This is a genomic window from Streptomyces sp. NBC_01198 (assembly GCF_036010485.1).
Taxonomy (GTDB): Bacteria; Actinomycetota; Actinomycetes; order Streptomycetales; family Streptomycetaceae; genus Actinacidiphila.
In genome coordinates this window covers 2,310,065-2,327,979 of sequence record NZ_CP108568.1, presented here as the reverse complement: position 1 = coordinate 2,327,979, position 17,915 = coordinate 2,310,065, and the positions used below count along the sequence as shown (strand labels likewise).

Here is a 17,915-nt window from a genome sequence, read left to right as displayed (position 1 = left end):
CGCTCAGTAGAGGGCACCTATCCCTGAGTGACGGATCTGGTGTATCGTCCCGAATCGGGGGCGCGCCGCGATGCCGAAGACGACGGCTGCGGCGAGTGAACGACGAGCGAACAAGGGGGGCGACGGGCGATGCACGGACCGAGGCGATTTCCTGGCAGGCGCACCCAGCGCACCGCACGACCCGACCGGTCGGCGACCGGGCGGCGGCAGCGTGCCGCGCAGCGGCCGCACCGGCCGGTCCCGCCGCACAGGACAGCGCGGTGACCTCCACGGGGGCGGTGCTCGGCGGGCCGCGGTCGCGCGAGGGCGCCTCGGGCCTGCTGCCGCAGCTGGTGCTCGCGCTGCTGTGCGGCGGCTACACCACGGGCGCGGTGCTGGGCTGGGGCGCGGCCGATGTCGCGGACTTCATGGGGGACTTCGGCCTGTCGCTGGCCGCGGCGGCCGCCGCGGTCTCGATGCTGCTCTACGCGCGCAGGGCCGCCGCGGGCCACCGGGCCGCCTGGCTGCTCTTCGCGGCGTCCTCCACGATGGTCGCGCTCGGCAACGGCGTCTGGGGCTGGTACGAAGTCGTGCTGCACCGCCCGGTGCCGCAGACCTCGCCCGCCGACTTCTGCTTCCTGCTCTTCGCGCCGCCGGCCGTGATCGGCCTGCTGGTGCTGGCCAAGAGACCGGTGACCAAGGCGGGCTGGGTCTGTCTCGGCCTGGACACCTGGCTGATCGGCGGATCGCTGCTGACCTTGTCGTGGAGCCTGGCGCTGGCCCGCACCGCCCGCTTCGACGGCCCGAGCACCGCCAGGGTCGCGCTGTCGCTGGCCTATCCGCTGCTGGACATCGTGCTGGTCAGCATGGTGCTCGCGCTGCACTTCCGCCGCTCGCCGGCCAACCGCTCGGCGGTCAACACCGCGCTGGCCGCACTGGCGTTGACCGTGCTGTGCGACGCGCTGTTCACCTCGCCGCTGCTGCGCGAGCACTACCGCTCCGGCCAGATCCTCGACGCCGGCTGGTTCGCCGGGAGCATGCTGATGGCGTACGCCCCCTGGGTCGGCCGCCGCGAGCAGCCACTGCTGCGGCCCGGCACCACCACCCGCAGGGTCACCGGGTCGCTGTCCGCGCTGGCGCCGTATCTGGCCGCCGCGGTCTGCACCCTGGGCATCCTCTACGACGTGACCACCGGCGAGAAGTGCGACAAGGTCGTCCTGCTCACCGGCAGCACCGTGGTGCTCGCGCTGGTCATCCGGCAGGGCATCATGCTGCTCGACAACATCGCCCTGACCCAGGAACTGACCCAGAAGGAGAACCACTTCCGCTCCCTGGTGCAGGGGTCGAGCGACGTCATCATGATCGCCGCCCCCACCGGGGTGCTGCGGTACGTCAGCCCCGCCTCCGTCGGCGTCTACGGACGCGACCCGGAGGAGCTGATCGGCACCGAACTGTCCGCGCACATCCACCCCGAGGACCTCGGCCGGGTCGTGCACGAGGTGCGCCGCTTCCTCGCGGCGCCGCCCGGCGAGGAGCCGGCCACCAGGATCGAGTGCCGCATCAGGTCGGGGCGGCGCGGCGGCCCGCACGGCCAGGACGGCTGGCTCAACGTGGAGTCCAGCGTCAACCGCTACCAGGGCGGGCTGATCTTCAACAGCCGCGACGTGACGGAAAGGGTCCGCCTGCAGGCCCAGTTGCAGCACAACGCCTCGCACGACCCGCTCACCGACCTGCCCAACCGGCTGCTCTTCCTCGACCGGGTCGACCGGGCACTGGGCGGCCGCCGGGCCGGCGACGGGCGGGCGGCGGTGCTCTACGTCGACCTCGACGGCTTCAAGGCGGTCAACGACTCCATCGGCCACCAGGCGGGCGACCATCTGCTCACCCAGGCCGCCCGCCGGCTGCAGGACGCCCTGCGGGCCGGCGACACCGCGGCCAGGCTCGGCGGCGACGAGTTCGCCGTCCTGGTCTGCGGGGCCCTGGAGCACCAGATCAGGGAGATCGCCGAGAGGCTGCGGGCCGCGCTGTGCGAGCCGTACCGCGTCGACGGCGGCGAGGTGCGGGTCGGGGCCAGTATCGGCATCGCCTTCGCCGAGCCCGGCAGCACGGCGGGCGAGCTGATGCGCAACGCGGACCTGGCGATGTATCGCGCCAAGCAGGCCGGCAAGGGCCGGGTCGAGCTGTACGCCCCGCAGTTGCAGGCCGACGTCGTCCGGCGGACGGAACTGGCCACCCGGCTGCGCCGGGCCCTGCACGACGGCGAGTTCACCCTGCTGCACCAGCCGGTGGTCGAGCTGGCCGGCGGCAGGATCGCCGGCGTCGAGGCGCAGGCCCGCTGGCGGTCCGCGCAGGGCATCCTCTTCACCCCGGCCGAGTTCCTGCGCGCGGCCGAGGACATCGACCGCACCTCGGAGCTCGGCAGCTGGCAGCTGGAGCAGGCGGTCGCGCAGGCGGCGCTGCGCTACGGGGCGGGGCACCCGGTGCCGGTCACCGTGAAGCTCTCGGTGCAGCGGCTGCTGCACCGCGACCTGCCGGCCGGCGCGGTGGAGGGCCTGCTGGAGCGGCACGACCTGCCGCCCGGCGGCCTGGTGGTCGAGCTGACCGGCAGCGACCCGCGGATCTCGCTGGACGAGCTGGAGCGCCGGCTGACCGAGCTGCGCCGGGCCGGGGTGCGGATCTCGCTCGGCGGTTTCGGCTCCGGGCACGCGGCCCTCAGCGCCCTGCGCAGCCTGCCGGTGGACGCTGTCAAGCTTGACAGGGGCTTCGTGGAGGGCGTGGTCGAGTCCGCCCGGCTGCGCAAGGTCACCAGCGGGCTGCTGGGGATCGCCGCCGACCTCGGGGTGCGGACGGTCGCCGACGGGGTGGACCGGCCCGAGCAGGTGCAGGCGCTGCGCGAGATGGGCTGCGGCCAGGGCCAGGGCATGGCCTTCTCCGGGCTGCTGGACGAGCACCGGCTGCGCGGCTCGCTGACCCGCGGCGGGTACCCCGTACCAGGGGATCCCGGCCGCTTCGGGAAGCCGGACGGCGGCCGGTCCGTCCCGCAGGAGACAGCCTGTGAGCAGGTCGGACCGCGGACCGTGCCGCTGCCGTCCCGTCGCTCACATACTGAGACGCGTGTCCCACCCGCTTGACACCCGAAGGGGACCCGGAGGAAGGTCGACGCCATGCGCACCCGAATTCTCGTACTTGGAAAGCGCGTCGGCTGACCGAGGCCGCTCCACCGCCTCGCACACGCACCGGCGCGCTCCCCTCGCTTGCCTCACGGCACGAGGGGTTTTTTGTTGCCCGGCACCTGTCCGGCACCGCCCGGCAACCGGGCGAAATCCTCACCACCCTCATCTTCGAGAGAAGAGAACGCAGATGACCGAGCAGGCCACCGGGTCCCACCATCCGCAACCGCGGACCCGCAACGCCCTCCCCGCCGCCACCGCCGAGCGCATGACGGGCGCGCAGGCGCTCATCCGCTCGCTGGAGGCCGTGGGCGCCGACACCGTGTTCGGCATCCCGGGCGGTGCGATCCTGCCGGCGTACGACCCGCTGATGGACTCGTCCAAGGTCCGGCACGTGCTGGTCAGGCACGAACAGGGTGCGGGGCACGCGGCCACCGGTTACGCGCAGGCCACCGGACGGGTCGGGGTGTGCATGGCGACCTCGGGGCCCGGCGCGACCAACCTGGTCACCCCGATCGCCGACGCCCACATGGACTCGGTGCCGATCGTCGCCATCACCGGCCAGGTGGCGTCGAAGTCCATCGGCACCGACGCCTTCCAGGAGGCGGACATCTGCGGCATCACCATGCCGATCACCAAGCACAACTTCCTGGTCAGGGAGGCCGCCGACATCCCGCGCACCATCGCGGAGGCCTTCCACATCGCGGCCACCGGCCGGCCGGGACCGGTGCTGGTCGACATCGCCAAGGACGCGCTGCAGAACCAGATGACCTTCTCCTGGCCGCCGCAGCAGGACCTGCCCGGCTACCGCCCGGTGACCAAGCCGCACGCCAAGCAGATCCGCGAGGCCGCCCGGCTGATCAACGAGGCCCGCCGCCCGGTGCTCTACGTCGGCGGCGGCGTCGTCAAGGCCCGCGCCACCGCGGAGCTGCGGATCCTCGCCGAGCTGACCGGCGCCCCGGTGACCACGACGCTGATGGCGCTCGGCGCCTTCCCCGACAGCCACCCGCAGCACGTCGGCATGCCCGGCATGCACGGCGACGTCTCCGCGGTCACCGCGCTGCAGAAGTCCGACCTGATCATCGCGCTCGGCGCCCGTTTCGACGACCGGGTCACCGGCCGGCTGGACACCTTCGCGCCGAACGCCAAGGTCGTGCACGCCGACATCGACCCGGCCGAGATCTCCAAGAACCGCGTCGCGGACGTGCCGATCGTCGGCGACGCCCGCGAGGTGCTCGCCGACCTGATCGTCGCGGTCCAGGCCGACCACGACGCCGGCCGCAAGGGCGACTACTCGGAGTGGTGGAACCACCTGAACTTCTGGCGGAACACCTACCCGCTCGGCTACGACGTCCCCGAGGACGGCAGCCTGTCCCCGCAGCAGGTCATCGAGCGGATCGGCCGGCTCGCCCCGGACGGCACGCTGTTCGCCGCGGGCGTCGGCCAGCACCAGATGTGGGCGGCGCAGTTCATCAAGTACGAGCGGCCCGGCACCTGGTTCAACTCCGGCGGCGCCGGCACCATGGGCTACGCGGTGCCCGCCGCGATGGGCGCCAAGGCCGGTGTGCCGGACGCCACCGTCTGGGCGATCGACGGCGACGGCTGCTTCCAGATGACCAACCAGGAACTGGTCACCTGCGCGCTGAACAACATCCCGATCAAGGTCGCCATCATCAACAACGGCGCCCTGGGCATGGTCCGCCAGTGGCAGAACCTCTTCTACGGCGAGCGGTTCTCCAACACCGTGCTGCACTCGGGCGCCGAGCACCGCCCCGGCTCCACCCGGGGCGTCGGCTCGATCCAGAACCGCGGCACCCGCGTCCCGGACTTCGTGAAGCTGTCCGAGGCCATGGGCTGCGTCGGCCTGCGCTGCGAGTCCGCCGACGAGCTGGACAAGGTCATCGCCGAGGCCAACGGCATCAACGACCGGCCGGTCGTCGTGGACTTCATCGTCCACGAGGACGCGATGGTCTGGCCGATGGTCGCGGCAGGCACCTCCAACGACGAGATCATGGCCGCCCGGGACGTCCGCCCCGACTTCAGCGACGACCTGGACGACTGACGGACGCCGGAAGAGCGAGAGAAGGAAACACCGAACATGTCCAAGCACACGCTCTCCGTCCTGGTGGAGAACAAGCCCGGCGTCCTGGCCAGGATCACCGCACTGTTCTCCCGCCGTGGCTTCAACATCGACTCGCTCGCGGTGGGCACCACCGAGCACGCGGAGATCTCCCGGATCACCATCGTGGTCAACGTCATCGACGAACTGCCTCTCGAACAGGTGACCAAGCAGCTCAACAAGCTCGTCAACGTGCTGAAGATCGTCGAACTCGACCCGGTGGCGGCCGTCGCGCGTGAACTCGTCCTGGTGAAGGTGCGCGCCGACAACGAGTCGCGCTCGCAGATCGTGGAGATCGTCCAGCTCTTCCGGGCCAAGACGGTGGACGTCTCCCCGGAGGCCGTCACCATCGAGGCCACCGGCGCGGCCGACAAGCTGGAGGCCATGCTCAAGATGCTGGAGCCGTTCGGCATCAAGGAGCTGGTCCAGTCCGGCACCATCGCCATCGGCCGCGGTGCCCGTTCCATCACCGACCGCTCGCTGCGCGCGCTGGACCGCTCGGCGTAGCGCCGGCCGCTCCGCGCGCCACCCGGGGCGGCGCACTACCACCCCGCTCGCCCGATCCGTATGGCGAGACCCCGAATCCCGTATCCGCCCACCCGTCGTACGGTGGGCCGCACAACCCGATCCAAGGAGAACCCGAAGTGGCCGAGCTGTTCTACGACGACGACGCCGACCTGTCCATCATCCAGGGCCGCAAGGTCGCGGTCATCGGTTACGGCAGCCAGGGCCACGCCCACGCGCTGTCGCTGCGCGACTCGGGCGTGGACGTGCGGGTCGGCCTGCACGAGGGCTCCAAGTCCAAGACGGTGGCCGAGGAGCAGGGCCTGCGGGTACTGCCAGTCGCCGAGGCCGCCGCCGAGGCCGACGTCATCATGATCCTGGTCCCCGACCCGATCCAGGCCCGCGTCTACGAGGAGTCCGTCAAGGACAACCTCAAGGACGGCGACGCCATCTTCTTCGGCCACGGCCTGAACATCCGCTTCGGCTTCATCAAGCCGCCGGCCGGTGTCGACGTCTGCATGGTCGCCCCCAAGGGCCCGGGCCACCTGGTCCGCCGCCAGTACGAGGAGGGCCGCGGCGTGCCGTGCATCGCGGCCGTCGAGCAGGACGCCACCGGCAAGGGCTTCGCACTGGCGCTGTCCTACGCCAAGGGCATCGGCGGCACCCGCGCCGGCGTCATCAAGACCACCTTCACCGAGGAGACCGAGACCGACCTCTTCGGCGAGCAGGCGGTCCTCTGCGGCGGTACGTCCGCGCTGGTGAAGGCCGGCTTCGAGACCCTGGTCGAGGCGGGCTACCAGCCGGAGATCGCGTACTTCGAGTGCCTGCACGAGCTCAAGCTCATCGTGGACCTGATGTACGAGGGCGGCCTGGAGAAGATGCGCTGGTCGGTCTCCGAGACCGCCGAGTGGGGCGACTACGTCTCCGGCCCGCGGATCATCAACGACAACACCAAGGCCGAGATGAAGAAGATCCTCGGCGAGATCCAGGACGGCACCTTCGCCAACGCCTGGATCGCGGAGTACAACGCGGGCCTGCCGAAGTACAACGAGTACAAGAAGGCCGACGAGAACCACCTGCTGGAGACCACGGGCCGCAAGCTCCGCAAGCTGATGAGCTGGGTCGACGAGGAGGCGTAAGCCCCCGCGGACCCGCGCCGCCCCTTGCGGGTCGCGTCGCTTCGTGCACGGCTTCCTACCGGGGCCTGACCGGCATCTGGTACGCAGTTTGTACGAAGCGACGCAACCCCTCCGGGTGATCCTTCCATTTCGGCGAAGGCGCGGAATCCCCCCGTCGATACACTTCCTCAACAAGCGCGTTCAGGCTCACAGCGTCGTGCGTCTCCCACGCGGCATGCCACCCTCGACGGGCGGTCTTCCTGTTCACCCGCTTCGCGGACGGCCTCGTTCCTCGGCCGGCCACTGCGCGGGCTCAGGCGTCAGCCCGTCGCCCCCGACGGGCGGTCTTCCTGTTCACCCGCTTCGCGGACGGCCTCGTTCCTCGGCCGGCCACTGCGCGGGCTCAGGCGTCAGGCCGTCGCCCCCGACGGGCGGTCTTCCTGTTCACCCGCTTCGCGGACGGCCTCGTTCCTCGGCCGGCCACTGCGCGGGCTCAGGCGTCAGGCCGCCATTCCCGCCTCCCCTGGAGCGGTCGAACGGGACCCGGCCGCCCATGAAGGACAAGTGAGGACCACGTGAGCCAGAAGCCTGTCGTACTCATCGCAGAAGAGCTGTCGCCCGCCACGGTGGACGCGCTCGGGCCGGACTTCGAGATCCGGCACTGCAACGGTGCGGACCGAGCCGAACTGCTGTCCGCGATCACCGATGTCGACGCCATTCTGATCCGCAGCGCCACCAAGGTCGACGCCGAGGCAGTGGCCGCCGCCCGGAAACTGCGGGTCGTGGCCCGCGCCGGTGTCGGCCTGGACAACGTCGACGTCGCCGCCGCCACCAAGGCAGGCGTGATGGTCGTCAACGCGCCGACCTCCAACATCGTCACCGCGGCCGAGCTGGCCTGCGGTCTGCTGATCGCCACCGCCCGCAACATCGCGCCGGCCAACTCCGCGCTGAAGAACGGCGAGTGGAAGCGCAACAAGTACACCGGCGTCGAGCTGAGCGAGAAGACCCTCGGCGTGGTGGGCCTGGGCCGGATCGGCATCCTGGTGGCCCAGCGGATGTCCGCCTTCGGGATGAACATCGTGGCCTACGACCCCTACGTGCAGCCCGCGCGGGCCGCCCAGATGGGCGTCAAGCTGCTGACGCTGGACGAGCTGCTCGAACAGTCCGACTTCATCACCGTGCACCTGCCCAAGACCCCCGAGACGCTGGGCCTGATCGGCGACGAGGCACTGCACAAGGTCAAGCCCTCGGTGCGGATCGTCAACGCCGCGCGCGGCGGGATCGTGGACGAGGAGGCGCTGGCCTCGGCGCTCAAGGAGGGCCGGGTGGGCGGCGCGGGCCTGGACGTCTACGCCAAGGAGCCCTGCACCGACTCGCCGCTCTTCCAGTTCGACAACGTGGTGGCGACCCCGCACCTGGGCGCGTCCACCGACGAGGCGCAGGAGAAGGCCGGTATCGCGGTCGCCAGGTCGGTCCGCCTGGCGCTGGCCGGCGAGCTCGTCCCGGACGCGGTCAACGTCCAGGGCGGTGTCATCGCCGAGGACGTCAAGCCCGCGCTGCCGCTGGCCGAGAAGCTCGGCCGGATCTTCACCGCGCTGGCCGGCGAGGTGGCCGCCCGCCTCGACGTCGAGGTCTGCGGCGAGGTCACCCAGCACGACGTGAAGATCCTCGAACTGAGCGCGCTCAAGGGCGTCTTCGAGGACATCGTGGACGAGACGGTGTCGTACGTGAACGCGCCGCTGTTCGCCCAGGAGCGCGGTGTCGAGGTCCGGCTGACCACCAGCTCGGAGTCGCCCAACCACCGCAACGTGGTGACCGTGCGCGGCACCCTCGCCGACGGCACCGAGGTCTCGGTCTCGGGCACGCTGGCCGGGCCCAAGCACATCCAGAAGGTCGTCGCCGTCGGCGAGGAGGACGTCGACCTGGTGCTGGCCGACCACATGGCCTTCCTGCGCTACACCGACCGCCCCGGCGTCGTCGGCACGATCGGCCGGATCCTCGGCGAGGTCGACGTCAACATCGCCGGCATGCAGGTCGCCCGGGCCGCCGCGGGCGGTGACGCGCTGGTCGCGCTCACCGTGGACTCCAGCATCCCGGCGGGCGTGCTCACCGACATCGCCGACGAGATCGGCGCCACCTCGGCCCGCGCGGTCGACCTGACCGACTGACCCGGTCCGACGACGCGCGCACCGGCGCCGCCCCCCGCGAGGGGGGCGGCGCCGGTCGCCGTCAGAGCCTGGCCGCCTTGAGCGCCATGTGGAGCAGCAGCCGGGACTCGCCGTCCGCCAGGTCGAGGCCGGTCAGCTGCTCGATCCTGGACAGCCGGTAGTAGAGCGTCTGCCGGTGGATGGCCAGCGCGGTGGCGGTGCGCCCCGCCTGGCCCGCGTGGTCCAGGAAGACCTCCGCGGTGTGCGCCAGCTCCTCGTGGGCGGCGGTGAGCAGCGGGGCGACCGCCGGGTCGGGCGGTACGCCGGCGGGCAGTGCGGTCAGCAGCCGGTAGGGGCCGAGGTTGGACCACTTCGCGATCGGGCCCAGCATCGGCTGGGCGTGGGCGGCCCTGGCCGCCGAGGTCGCCTCCCGCCAGGCTCCGGGCAGCTCGGCCAGCGTGCCGCGGGACGCGCTGAGCCCGGCGACCGTGCCCTCGGCGCCGACCGCGTCCAGCAGCCGGGCCGCCGCGGTGCGGGCCGGGGCCAGCACCTGGCGGGACCGCAGCCGTACCAGCAGCGCGACCACCTCGCCGCGGCGCCGCTCGGGCACGCGGGCCAGCGCGGCGGCGGACGGGATGGTGCGCAGGCCCGGCAGCGGTCCCGCCGCCGCGTGCTCCGGCGCGCGGACGCACACCAGCGCGTGCGGCTCGTCGGCGTCCCGGTCCAGACCCAGCCGCAACACGTCCTCGGCGCTGTCCCGGTCGGTCCTGGTGGTCGCGGTGAGCAGGGCCCGCAGCGCCCGGCCGGTCTCGGCGCCGGCCCGGGACATCGCCGCCAGCTGCTCGCCGATCCTGGCGGCGACCGCCATGGCCGCGGACAGTTGCGCGGCGGAGTGCTCGGCCTCGTCCAGCAGCCATACGTAGCCGTAGACGAACCCGGCGTGCCGCACCGGCAGGCACAGCCGGCCGCGCACCACGCCCGCGTCGGGCGCGGCGGGGATACGGACCGGGCCGGTGGCGCGGGCGATGCCGAAGCGCTCGAACCAGGCGCGCACCTCGGCGGTGGACTGCCGGGTCAGGATGGAGCGGGTACGGACCGGGTCCATGGCCGCGTCGTCGTCGCTGTCGTGCACCCCGAAGGCGATCAGCCGGAAGTCCCGGTCCTCCAGCGTCGCAGGGGCGCCCAGCAGGGCCGACACCTCGTCGACCAGGTCCTGGAAGTCTCCGTAGTCCCCGTACTCAGCACGCACCCGGCCATTGTCCCTCATACATCTGTATGAGGGACGACGGGTCGATGCGTGACAGGTGTCGATGGTCCAGCGGGTAGGCGACACCTACATTCGCGGTGTCGGAGCTGTGCGCCGGCCCCGATCCGAGAGATCCGCTGTGCCCGCCCTGGAGGACGCCCCGTGTTCGGTCCCGTGTTGCTCGCCGCCTCGCGCAGCGACCGTATGCGCCGTGTCGTCGCCGGCGCGCCCGTCACCCGTCCGGTGGTCGACCGCTTCGTCGCCGGCGACGCGCTGCACCCGGCGCTGGACACCGTCCGCGCGCTCACCGCGAGCGGCCTGGACGTCACCTTGGACCACCTCGGCGAGGACGTCACCGACCGGGCCACCGCCCGGGCGACCAGGGACGCGTATCTGCGGCTGCTGGAGACACTGGGCGACGAACTGCTCGGCACCCGAGCCGAGGTCTCCGTCAAGCTGTCGGCCTTCGGCCAGGCGCTCCCCGACGGCGGCCACGACATAGCGCTGGCCAACGTGACCGAGGTGGCGGAGCTGGCCTCCGGCATCGGCACCACGGTGACCCTCGACATGGAGGACCACACCACCGTCGACTCCACGCTCGCGGTGCTCGCCGCCCTGCGCAAGGAGCACCCGCAGACCGGCGCGGTCCTGCAGTCGTACCTCTTCCGCACCGAGGACGACGCCCGCGCGCTGGCCGTGGCCGGCTCCCGGGTCCGGCTGGTCAAGGGCGCCTACAACGAGCCGGCCGGGGTCGCCTTCCAGAACAGGCGGGACGTGGACAAGGCCTACGTCCGCGCCCTGCGCACCCTCTTCGCCGGCGACGGCTACCCGATGGTCGGTTCGCACGACCCGCGGATCATCGCCATCGCCCAGGAGCTGGCCGCCCGCAACCACCGCCCGGCCGGCAGCTACGAGTTCCAGATGCTCTACGGCATCCGCACCGCCGAGCAGCGGCGGCTCGCGGACGAGGGCGAGCGCATGCGGATCTACGTCCCCTACGGCGCCGACTGGTACGGCTATTTCATGCGGCGCCTCGCGGAGCGCCCGGCCAACCTCGCCTTCTTCCTGCGCTCCTTCGTACCCGCGGGCCGCTGACGCCCCCGACTCTCAACCAGGAGACACGCCCCATGGACGCCGTGACCCAGGTCCCCGCTCCGGTCAACGAGCCGGTGCACACGTACGCCCCCGGCAGCCCCGAGCGCGCCAGGCTCGAAGCCAAGCTCAAGGAGCTGGCCGGCACCCCCGCCGACCTGCCGATGTTCATCGGCGGCGAGGAGCGGATGGGCGGCGGCGAGCGCTTCGACGTCGTGCAGCCGCACAACCACGGCGCCGCGCTCGGCACGTACGCCAACGCCACCGCGAAGGACGCCAGGGACGCCGTCGACGCGGCGCTGGCCGCCGCCCCCGCCTGGCGCGCGACGTCCTTCGACGACCGCGCCGCGATCATCCTGCGCGCCGCGGAACTGCTCGCGGGCCCCTGGCGCGAGACGCTGGTCGCCTCGACCATGCTCGGCCAGTCCAAGACTGTGCAGCAGGCCGAGATCGACAGCCCCTGCGAGCTGGTCGACTTCTGGCGTTTCAACGTCCACTTCGCCCGGCAGATCCTCGCCGAGCAGCCGGTCGCCAACGCCCCCGGCGTGTGGAACCGGCTCGACCACCGCCCGCTCGAAGGCTTCGTCTACGCGATCACGCCCTTCAACTTCACCGCCATCGCGGGCAACCTGCCGACCGCGCCCGCCCTGATGGGCAACGTGGTGGTGTGGAAGCCGTCGCCGACCCAGACGCACTCCGCCGTGCTGCTGATGCGGCTGCTGCGCGAGGCCGGGCTGCCCGACGGCGTGATCAACCTGGTCACCGGCGACGGCATCGCCGTCTCCGAGGTCGCGCTGCCGCACCGGGAGCTGGCCGGCATCCACTTCACCGGCTCCACCAGGACCTTCCAGCACCTGTGGCGCACGGTCGGCGAGAACATCGAGGGCTACCGCTCCTACCCGCGGATCGTCGGCGAGACCGGCGGCAAGGACTTCGTCGTCGCCCACCCCTCGGCCGACCCGGCGGTGCTGAAGACGGCGCTGACCCGCGGCTCCTTCGAGTACCAGGGCCAGAAGTGCTCGGCCTCCTCGCGCGCCTACATCCCGCGCTCGATCTGGGAGAACGGCTTCAAGGAGGAGTTCGCCGCCGAGGTCGACGGCATCACCATGGGCGATGTCACCGACCTGTCCAACTTCCTCGGCGCCCTGATCGACGAGCGGGCCTTCGCCAAGAACAAGGCGGCCATCGACCGCGCCAAGGCCGACCCGAGCGTCGAGGTCGTCGCGGGCGGCACGTACGACGACTCGGTCGGCTGGTTCGTCCGCCCGACCGTGCTGGTCTCCACCGACCCGGACAACGAGATCTTCCGGGAGGAGTACTTCGGCCCGGTGCTCGGCATCCACGTCTACGAGGACGCCGACTTCGAGGCGATGCTCACCCAGATGGAGTCGGTCGCGGACTACGCGCTGACCGGTTCCGTCATCGCGCGGGACCGGGTGGCCGCGGCCCAGGTGATGGAGCGGCTGCGGGACGCCGCGGGCAACTTCTACATCAACGACAAGTCCACCGGCGCGGTCGTCGGCCAGCAGCCCTTCGGCGGCGGCCGGGCCTCCGGCACCAACGACAAGGCCGGCGCCGCGCAGAACCTGCTGCGCTGGACCTCCACCCGGTCGATCAAGGAGACCCTGGTGCCGCCCACCGACTACCGCTACCCGCACCAGGGCTGAACCGGCGGGCCCCGCTGACCTGGGGCGACCCGGCAGGACCTGAGGAGATCACCCGTTCATGGCCGGCAGCGGCCGCGAACGGGTGATCGTCTGTCTCAGATAGTAGGAAGTCCGAGTAACTGTGGAGACAGGACGGGCGGACTGTCCTAGCTTTGTAGGGAGCCGAACGTCTCGCCTCATCCGGCGAGCGGCGGACGCGCGTCCTGAGCAGTTGCCGAGCGGGTCACCCCCGCCGCCAGGACCCCCGCCCCGTTCTGCGGCAGCACCCTCTCCGCCCGCTCCCGCGGCTTCCGCCTGCCTTTCCCCAGGAGTTGATCCCCATGGCCGACACCGCCCGCATGGACGACACCGCCCGCCAGAACGCGCAGCGAGCCCTGCAGCGCAGCCTCGACCGCCGCGACAACGGCGGCAGCACCGGCCACGAGGCCCACTGACCCCACAGCCCCGTCCCCCGGGACGTCGTGTCCGGCATGCGGACATGCGATGTCACCCGCTGGGATGGGGAGTACGGTGCCGGACATGTCTCGAAGCCTCAGCCTCGCAGTGATCCCCGGTGACGGAATCGGCCAGGAAGTCGTCGCGGAAGGGCTCAAGGTCCTCTCCGCCGTGCTCCCGCCGGACGTCAAGCTGGAGACCCGGGAGTTCGACTTCGGCGCCAAGCGCTACCACGCCACCGGGCAGACCCTCACCGACGAGGACCTGGACCGGCTCAAGGAGCACGACGCGATCCTGCTGGGCGCCATCGGCGACCCCTCGGTGCCGTCCGGCGTGCTGGAGCGCGGCTTCCTGCTCAAGCTCCGGTTCGCCTTCGACCACCATGTGAACCTGCGTCCCAGCAAGCTCTACCCCGGCGTCGGCACCCCGCTCGCGGGCAGCCCGGAGATCGACTTCGTCGTGGTCCGCGAGGGCACGGAAGGCCCCTACACCGGCAACGGCGGCTCCATCAGGACCGGCACCCCGCAGGAGGTCGCCACCGAGGTGAGCCTCAACACCGCGTTCGGCATCGAGCGGGTGGTGCGCGACGCGTACGCCCGCGCGCAGGCCAGGCCGCGCAGGAAGCTCACCCTGGTGCACAAGAACAACGTCCTGGTGCACGCCGGCCACCTGTGGACCCGGGTCTTCGAAGCGGTCGGCCGGGAGTTCCCCGAGGTCACCACGGACTACCTGCACGTGGACGCGGCGACCATCTTCCTGGTCACTCAGCCCGAGCGCTTCGACGTGATCGTCACCGACAACCTCTTCGGCGACATCATCACCGACCTCGCCGCTGCCGTCTCCGGCGGTATCGGCGTCGCGGCCAGCGGCAACATCAACCCCGGCCGCGAATTCCCCTCGATGTTCGAGCCGGTCCACGGCTCCGCCCCGGACATCGCCGGCCAGTCCAAGGCCGACCCGACCGCGACCGTGCTGTCGGTGGCACTGCTGCTGCGCCACCTGGGCTACCAGGCCGAGGCCGACCGGATCGACAGCGCCGTGCAGGCCGACCTGGCCGAGCGCGCGGACCAGGCCGTACGGTCCACCGTGGAGATCGGCGACGCGCTGGCCGCCCGGGTCTCCGGCTGACCGGAGACCACAGGTAGGTACCGGGCCCCGCCACTGCGATAATCACAGAGGCGGGGCCTTATGGCGGCGGAAAGCTTGGACGTCCTAGGAAGAGGGCACAAGCCCGCAGCGAGAGACGAGACACGGTGAAGGACACAGACATGACGACGCCCACGATCGAGCTGAAGCCGTCCGCGCACCCGCTGTCCGCCGCCGAGCGGGACGCGATCCTGGCCGCCCCGGGCTTCGGCCGGCACTTCACCGACCACATGGTGACCATCAAGTGGACCGAGGGTCGCGGCTGGCACGACGCCCAGCTCGTCCCGTACGCGCCGCTGTCCCTCGACCCGGCCAACATGACGCTGCACTACGCCCAGACGATCTTCGAGGGCCTGAAGGCCTACCGGCAGCCCGACGGCAGCGTCGCCTCCTTCCGCCCGAAGGCCAACGCCGAGCGCTTCCGGGCTTCCGCGCGGCGGCTGGCGATGCCCGAGGTGCCCGTCGAGACCTTCGTCGAGGCCTGCGACGTGCTGGTGCGCCAGGACAAGGACTGGGTGCCGAACGAGGGCGAGGCATCCCTCTACCTGCGGCCCTTCATGATCGCCACCGAGGTCGGCCTCGGGGTGCGCCCGGCCAACGAGTACCTCTTCCTGGTGATCGCCTCCCCGGCGGGCGCCTACTTCTCCGGCGGCGTCAAGCCCGTCTCGGTCTGGCTGTCCGAGGAGTACGTCCGCGCGGCGCCCGGCGGCACCGGCGCGGCGAAGACCGGCGGCAACTACGCCGCCTCTCTGGTCGCCCAGGCCCAGGCCATCGAGCACGGCTGCGACCAGGTCGTCTGGCTGGACGCGATCGAGCGCCGCTACATCGAGGAGATGGGCGGCATGAATCTGTACTTCGTGTACGGCGACCGGATCGTCACTCCCGAGCTGACCGGCTCCCTGCTGCCCGGCATCACCCGGGACTCGCTGCTGTCCATCGCCGCCGACCTCGGCTACCAGGTGGGCGAGGGCCGGATCACCGTCGAGGACTGGCGCCGCGGGCACGAGGACGGCACCCTCACCGAGGTCTTCGCCTGCGGCACCGCCGCGGTGATCACCCCGGTCGGCTCGGTGAAGTCCACCCGGGCCAGCTGGCCGGTGGCCGGTGCCCCCGGCGAGGTGACGATGCGGCTGCGTGCCGCCCTCCTCGACATCCAGACGGGCCACGCCCCCGACCCGCACGGCTGGATGCACCCGCTGGGTTCCTAGCGTCCGCACCGCACGGGATGAGGGGCCCGGGTCCGCCCGGATGATGAGACTGCTTACCTGGTGGGCCCACCCGTGTGCCAGACTGCCCCTGTGCACCTGTACGCCCGCATTATTGGCAGCAGGCACGCCGGTCCGCAGTGACGCACCCCTGACCCCAGTGGAACGTCACCGTGTCCCAGACCCGCGTGCAGACCTCTCGCATCCGCGAGAGGTTTTTTCGTTTCCCGGACCACCCGAGCCGGAGGCGGAACCGCACGAGGGATGATGGGGGCAAGTGGAGCTGGACCCTCCGGATGTCCGCGCATCCGGCGGCAACCCACTCACCCGACAGGAGTTACGACAGCCATGACCGCCGAACCGGACGACAGCTTCCATGTCTTCGACACCACGCTGCGCGACGGCGCCCAGCGTGAGGGGATCAACCTCACCGTCGCCGACAAGCTGACGATCGCCCGGCACCTGGACGACTTCGGGGTGGGATTCATCGAGGGCGGCTGGCCGGGAGCCAACCCCCGCGACACCGAGTTCTTCACCCGCGCCGCCATGGAGCTGGACCTCAAGCACGCCACGCTGGTGGCCTTCGGTGCGACCCGCAGGCCTGGTGCCAGAGCTGCCGAAGACCCGCAGGTCAAGGCGCTGCTCGATGCGGACGCGCCGGTGATCACACTGGTCGCCAAGTCGCACGACCGCCATGTCGAGCTGGCGCTGCGCACCACGCTGGAGGAGAACCTGGCGATGGTCCGCGACACCGTGTCGTACCTGGTCGCCCAGGGCCGCCGGGTGTTCGTGGACTGCGAGCACTTCTTCGACGGCTACCAGGCCAACGCCGCCTATGCCACCGAGGTGGTGCGGGCCGCGCACGAGGCGGGCGCCTCCGTGGTGGTGCTGTGCGACACCAACGGCGGGATGCTGCCCGCCCAGGTGCAGGCGGTGACCGGCCTGGTGCTGGCCGACACCGGGGCCAGGCTCGGCATCCACGCCCAGGACGACACCGGCTGCGCGGTCGCCAACACGCTGGCCGCGGTGGACGCCGGCGCGACCCATGTGCAGTGCACCGCCAACGGCTACGGCGAGCGCGTCGGCAACTCCAACCTCTTCCCGGTGGTCGCCGCGCTGGAGCTCAAGCACGGCCGCCGGGTGCTGCCGGAGGGCGCGCTGGGCGAGATGACCCGGATCTCGCACGCCATCGCCGAGGTCGTCAACCTGCCGCCCTCCACGCATCAGCCGTACGTGGGGGTTTCCGCCTTCGCGCACAAGGCGGGCCTGCACGCGTCGGCGATCAAGGTGGACCCCGACCTCTACCAGCACATCGACCCCGAACTGGTCGGCAACACCATGCGGATGCTCGTCTCCGACATGGCGGGCCGCGCCTCGATCGAGCTCAAGGGCCGGGAGCTGGGCATCGACCTCGGCGAGGACCGCGAGCTGGTCGGCCGGGTGGTGTCCCGGGTCAAGGAGCGCGAGCTCAAGGGGTACACCTACGAGGCCGCCGACGCGTCCTTCGCGCTGCTGCTGCGGGCCGAGATCAACGGCAGGCCGCAGCGCTTCTTCCGTACCGAGTCCTGGCGGGTCATCACCGAGGACCGCCCGGACGGCACGCACGCCAACGAGGCGACGGTGAAGATGTGGGCGAAGGGCGAGCGGATCGTCGCCACCGCCGAGGGCAACGGCCCGGTCAACGCGCTGGACCGGGCACTGCTCAGCGCGCTGGAGCGGATCTACCCGCAGCTGGCGGCGTTCGCCCTGGTCGACTACAAGGTCCGCATCCTGGAGGGCACCTCGGGCACCGACTCGACGACCCGGGTGCTGATCACCACCACCGACGGCGAGGCCGAATGGTCCACCGTCGGGGTCGCGGACAACGTGATCGCCGCGTCCTGGCAGGCACTTGACGACGCCTACGCCTACGGGCTGCTGCGGGCGGGCCTCGACCCGGTGGAGTGACCTGGGCGCGCACACCGGTCGCCCGGCGGGAACCCTCCCGCCGGGCGACCGGTGTGTCATGTTCATTGGCAAACTACTGGCGACGCGCGTAGACCTCGGGCACACTCCTCCTGCGCCACCTGCACCACGTCCACCCCAGC

General features: G+C 71.5%; 11 protein-coding genes. 10 read left to right on the top strand and 1 reads right to left on the bottom strand.

Annotated features, from left to right (window positions below; genetic code table 11):
• Positions 1-260: 260 nt before the first annotated feature.
• The 5 genes from OG702_RS10345 to serA all read left to right on the top strand — a co-directional run bounded on the left by OG702_RS10345 (position 261) and on the right by serA (position 9,058).
• A complete protein-coding gene (locus OG702_RS10345; RefSeq protein ID WP_327288559.1) occupies positions 261-3,110 on the top strand; it encodes a putative bifunctional diguanylate cyclase/phosphodiesterase in 2,850 nt (949 codons plus the stop codon).
• A gap of 229 nt (positions 3,111-3,339) precedes the next feature.
• Entirely contained in the window at positions 3,340-5,211 is a 1,872-nt protein-coding gene (locus tag OG702_RS10340; protein ID WP_327288558.1) for an acetolactate synthase large subunit, read from the top strand.
• A gap of 36 nt (positions 5,212-5,247) precedes the next feature.
• Entirely contained in the window at positions 5,248-5,775 is a 528-nt protein-coding gene (gene ilvN / locus OG702_RS10335; RefSeq protein ID WP_327288557.1) for an acetolactate synthase small subunit, read from the top strand.
• A gap of 137 nt (positions 5,776-5,912) precedes the next feature.
• Complete coding sequence (gene ilvC, locus OG702_RS10330) at positions 5,913-6,911, top strand: ketol-acid reductoisomerase (protein ID WP_327288556.1); 999 nt, start codon at positions 5,913-5,915, stop codon at positions 6,909-6,911.
• Between the two features lie 554 nt (positions 6,912-7,465).
• Positions 7,466-9,058: a phosphoglycerate dehydrogenase gene (gene serA, locus OG702_RS10325; protein ID WP_327288555.1), complete on the top strand. Its 1,593-nt coding sequence runs from the start codon at positions 7,466-7,468 to the stop codon at positions 9,056-9,058.
• A gap of 61 nt (positions 9,059-9,119) precedes the next feature.
• Here the strand turns inward: serA and OG702_RS10320 are convergent, their stop codons facing one another.
• A complete protein-coding gene (locus OG702_RS10320) occupies positions 9,120-10,304 on the bottom strand; it encodes a PucR family transcriptional regulator (RefSeq protein WP_327288554.1) in 1,185 nt (394 codons plus the stop codon).
• Positions 10,305-10,445: 141 nt separating this feature from the next.
• Here OG702_RS10320 and OG702_RS10315 point away from each other — a divergent pair, with 141 nt between their 5' ends.
• From OG702_RS10315 to cimA, 5 genes are all read left to right on the top strand, one after another.
• Positions 10,446-11,378 (top strand): proline dehydrogenase family protein, encoded by a 933-nt coding sequence (locus tag OG702_RS10315; RefSeq protein WP_327288553.1) that lies wholly within the window; start codon positions 10,446-10,448, stop codon positions 11,376-11,378.
• 32 nt (positions 11,379-11,410) lie between these two features.
• A complete protein-coding gene (gene pruA, locus OG702_RS10310; protein ID WP_327288552.1) occupies positions 11,411-13,042 on the top strand; it encodes an L-glutamate gamma-semialdehyde dehydrogenase in 1,632 nt (543 codons plus the stop codon).
• A gap of 519 nt (positions 13,043-13,561) precedes the next feature.
• Positions 13,562-14,605: a 3-isopropylmalate dehydrogenase gene (locus OG702_RS10305; protein WP_327288551.1), complete on the top strand. Its 1,044-nt coding sequence runs from the start codon at positions 13,562-13,564 to the stop codon at positions 14,603-14,605.
• Between the two features lie 140 nt (positions 14,606-14,745).
• Entirely contained in the window at positions 14,746-15,831 is a 1,086-nt protein-coding gene (locus OG702_RS10300) for a branched-chain amino acid aminotransferase (RefSeq protein ID WP_327288550.1), read from the top strand.
• Between the two features lie 345 nt (positions 15,832-16,176).
• A complete protein-coding gene (gene cimA / locus OG702_RS10295) occupies positions 16,177-17,775 on the top strand; it encodes a citramalate synthase (RefSeq protein WP_327288549.1) in 1,599 nt (532 codons plus the stop codon).
• The last annotated feature ends 140 nt before the right edge of the window (positions 17,776-17,915 follow it).

Excerpts from the sequence above, each read along its gene's own strand:
- OG702_RS10340 (WP_327288558.1), top strand. The coding sequence starts at position 3,340 with ATGACCGAGCAGGCCACCGGGTCCCACCATCCGCAACCGCGGACCCGC.
- ilvN (WP_327288557.1), top strand. The coding sequence starts at position 5,248 with ATGTCCAAGCACACGCTCTCCGTCCTGGTGGAGAACAAGCCCGGCGTC.
- OG702_RS10320 (WP_327288554.1), bottom strand. The coding sequence starts at position 10,304 with ATGAGGGACAATGGCCGGGTGCGTGCTGAGTACGGGGACTACGGAGAC.
- pruA (WP_327288552.1), top strand. The coding sequence starts at position 11,411 with ATGGACGCCGTGACCCAGGTCCCCGCTCCGGTCAACGAGCCGGTGCAC.
- OG702_RS10305 (WP_327288551.1), top strand. The coding sequence starts at position 13,562 with ATGTCTCGAAGCCTCAGCCTCGCAGTGATCCCCGGTGACGGAATCGGC.
- OG702_RS10300 (WP_327288550.1), top strand. The coding sequence starts at position 14,746 with ATGACGACGCCCACGATCGAGCTGAAGCCGTCCGCGCACCCGCTGTCC.
- cimA (WP_327288549.1), top strand. The coding sequence starts at position 16,177 with ATGACCGCCGAACCGGACGACAGCTTCCATGTCTTCGACACCACGCTG.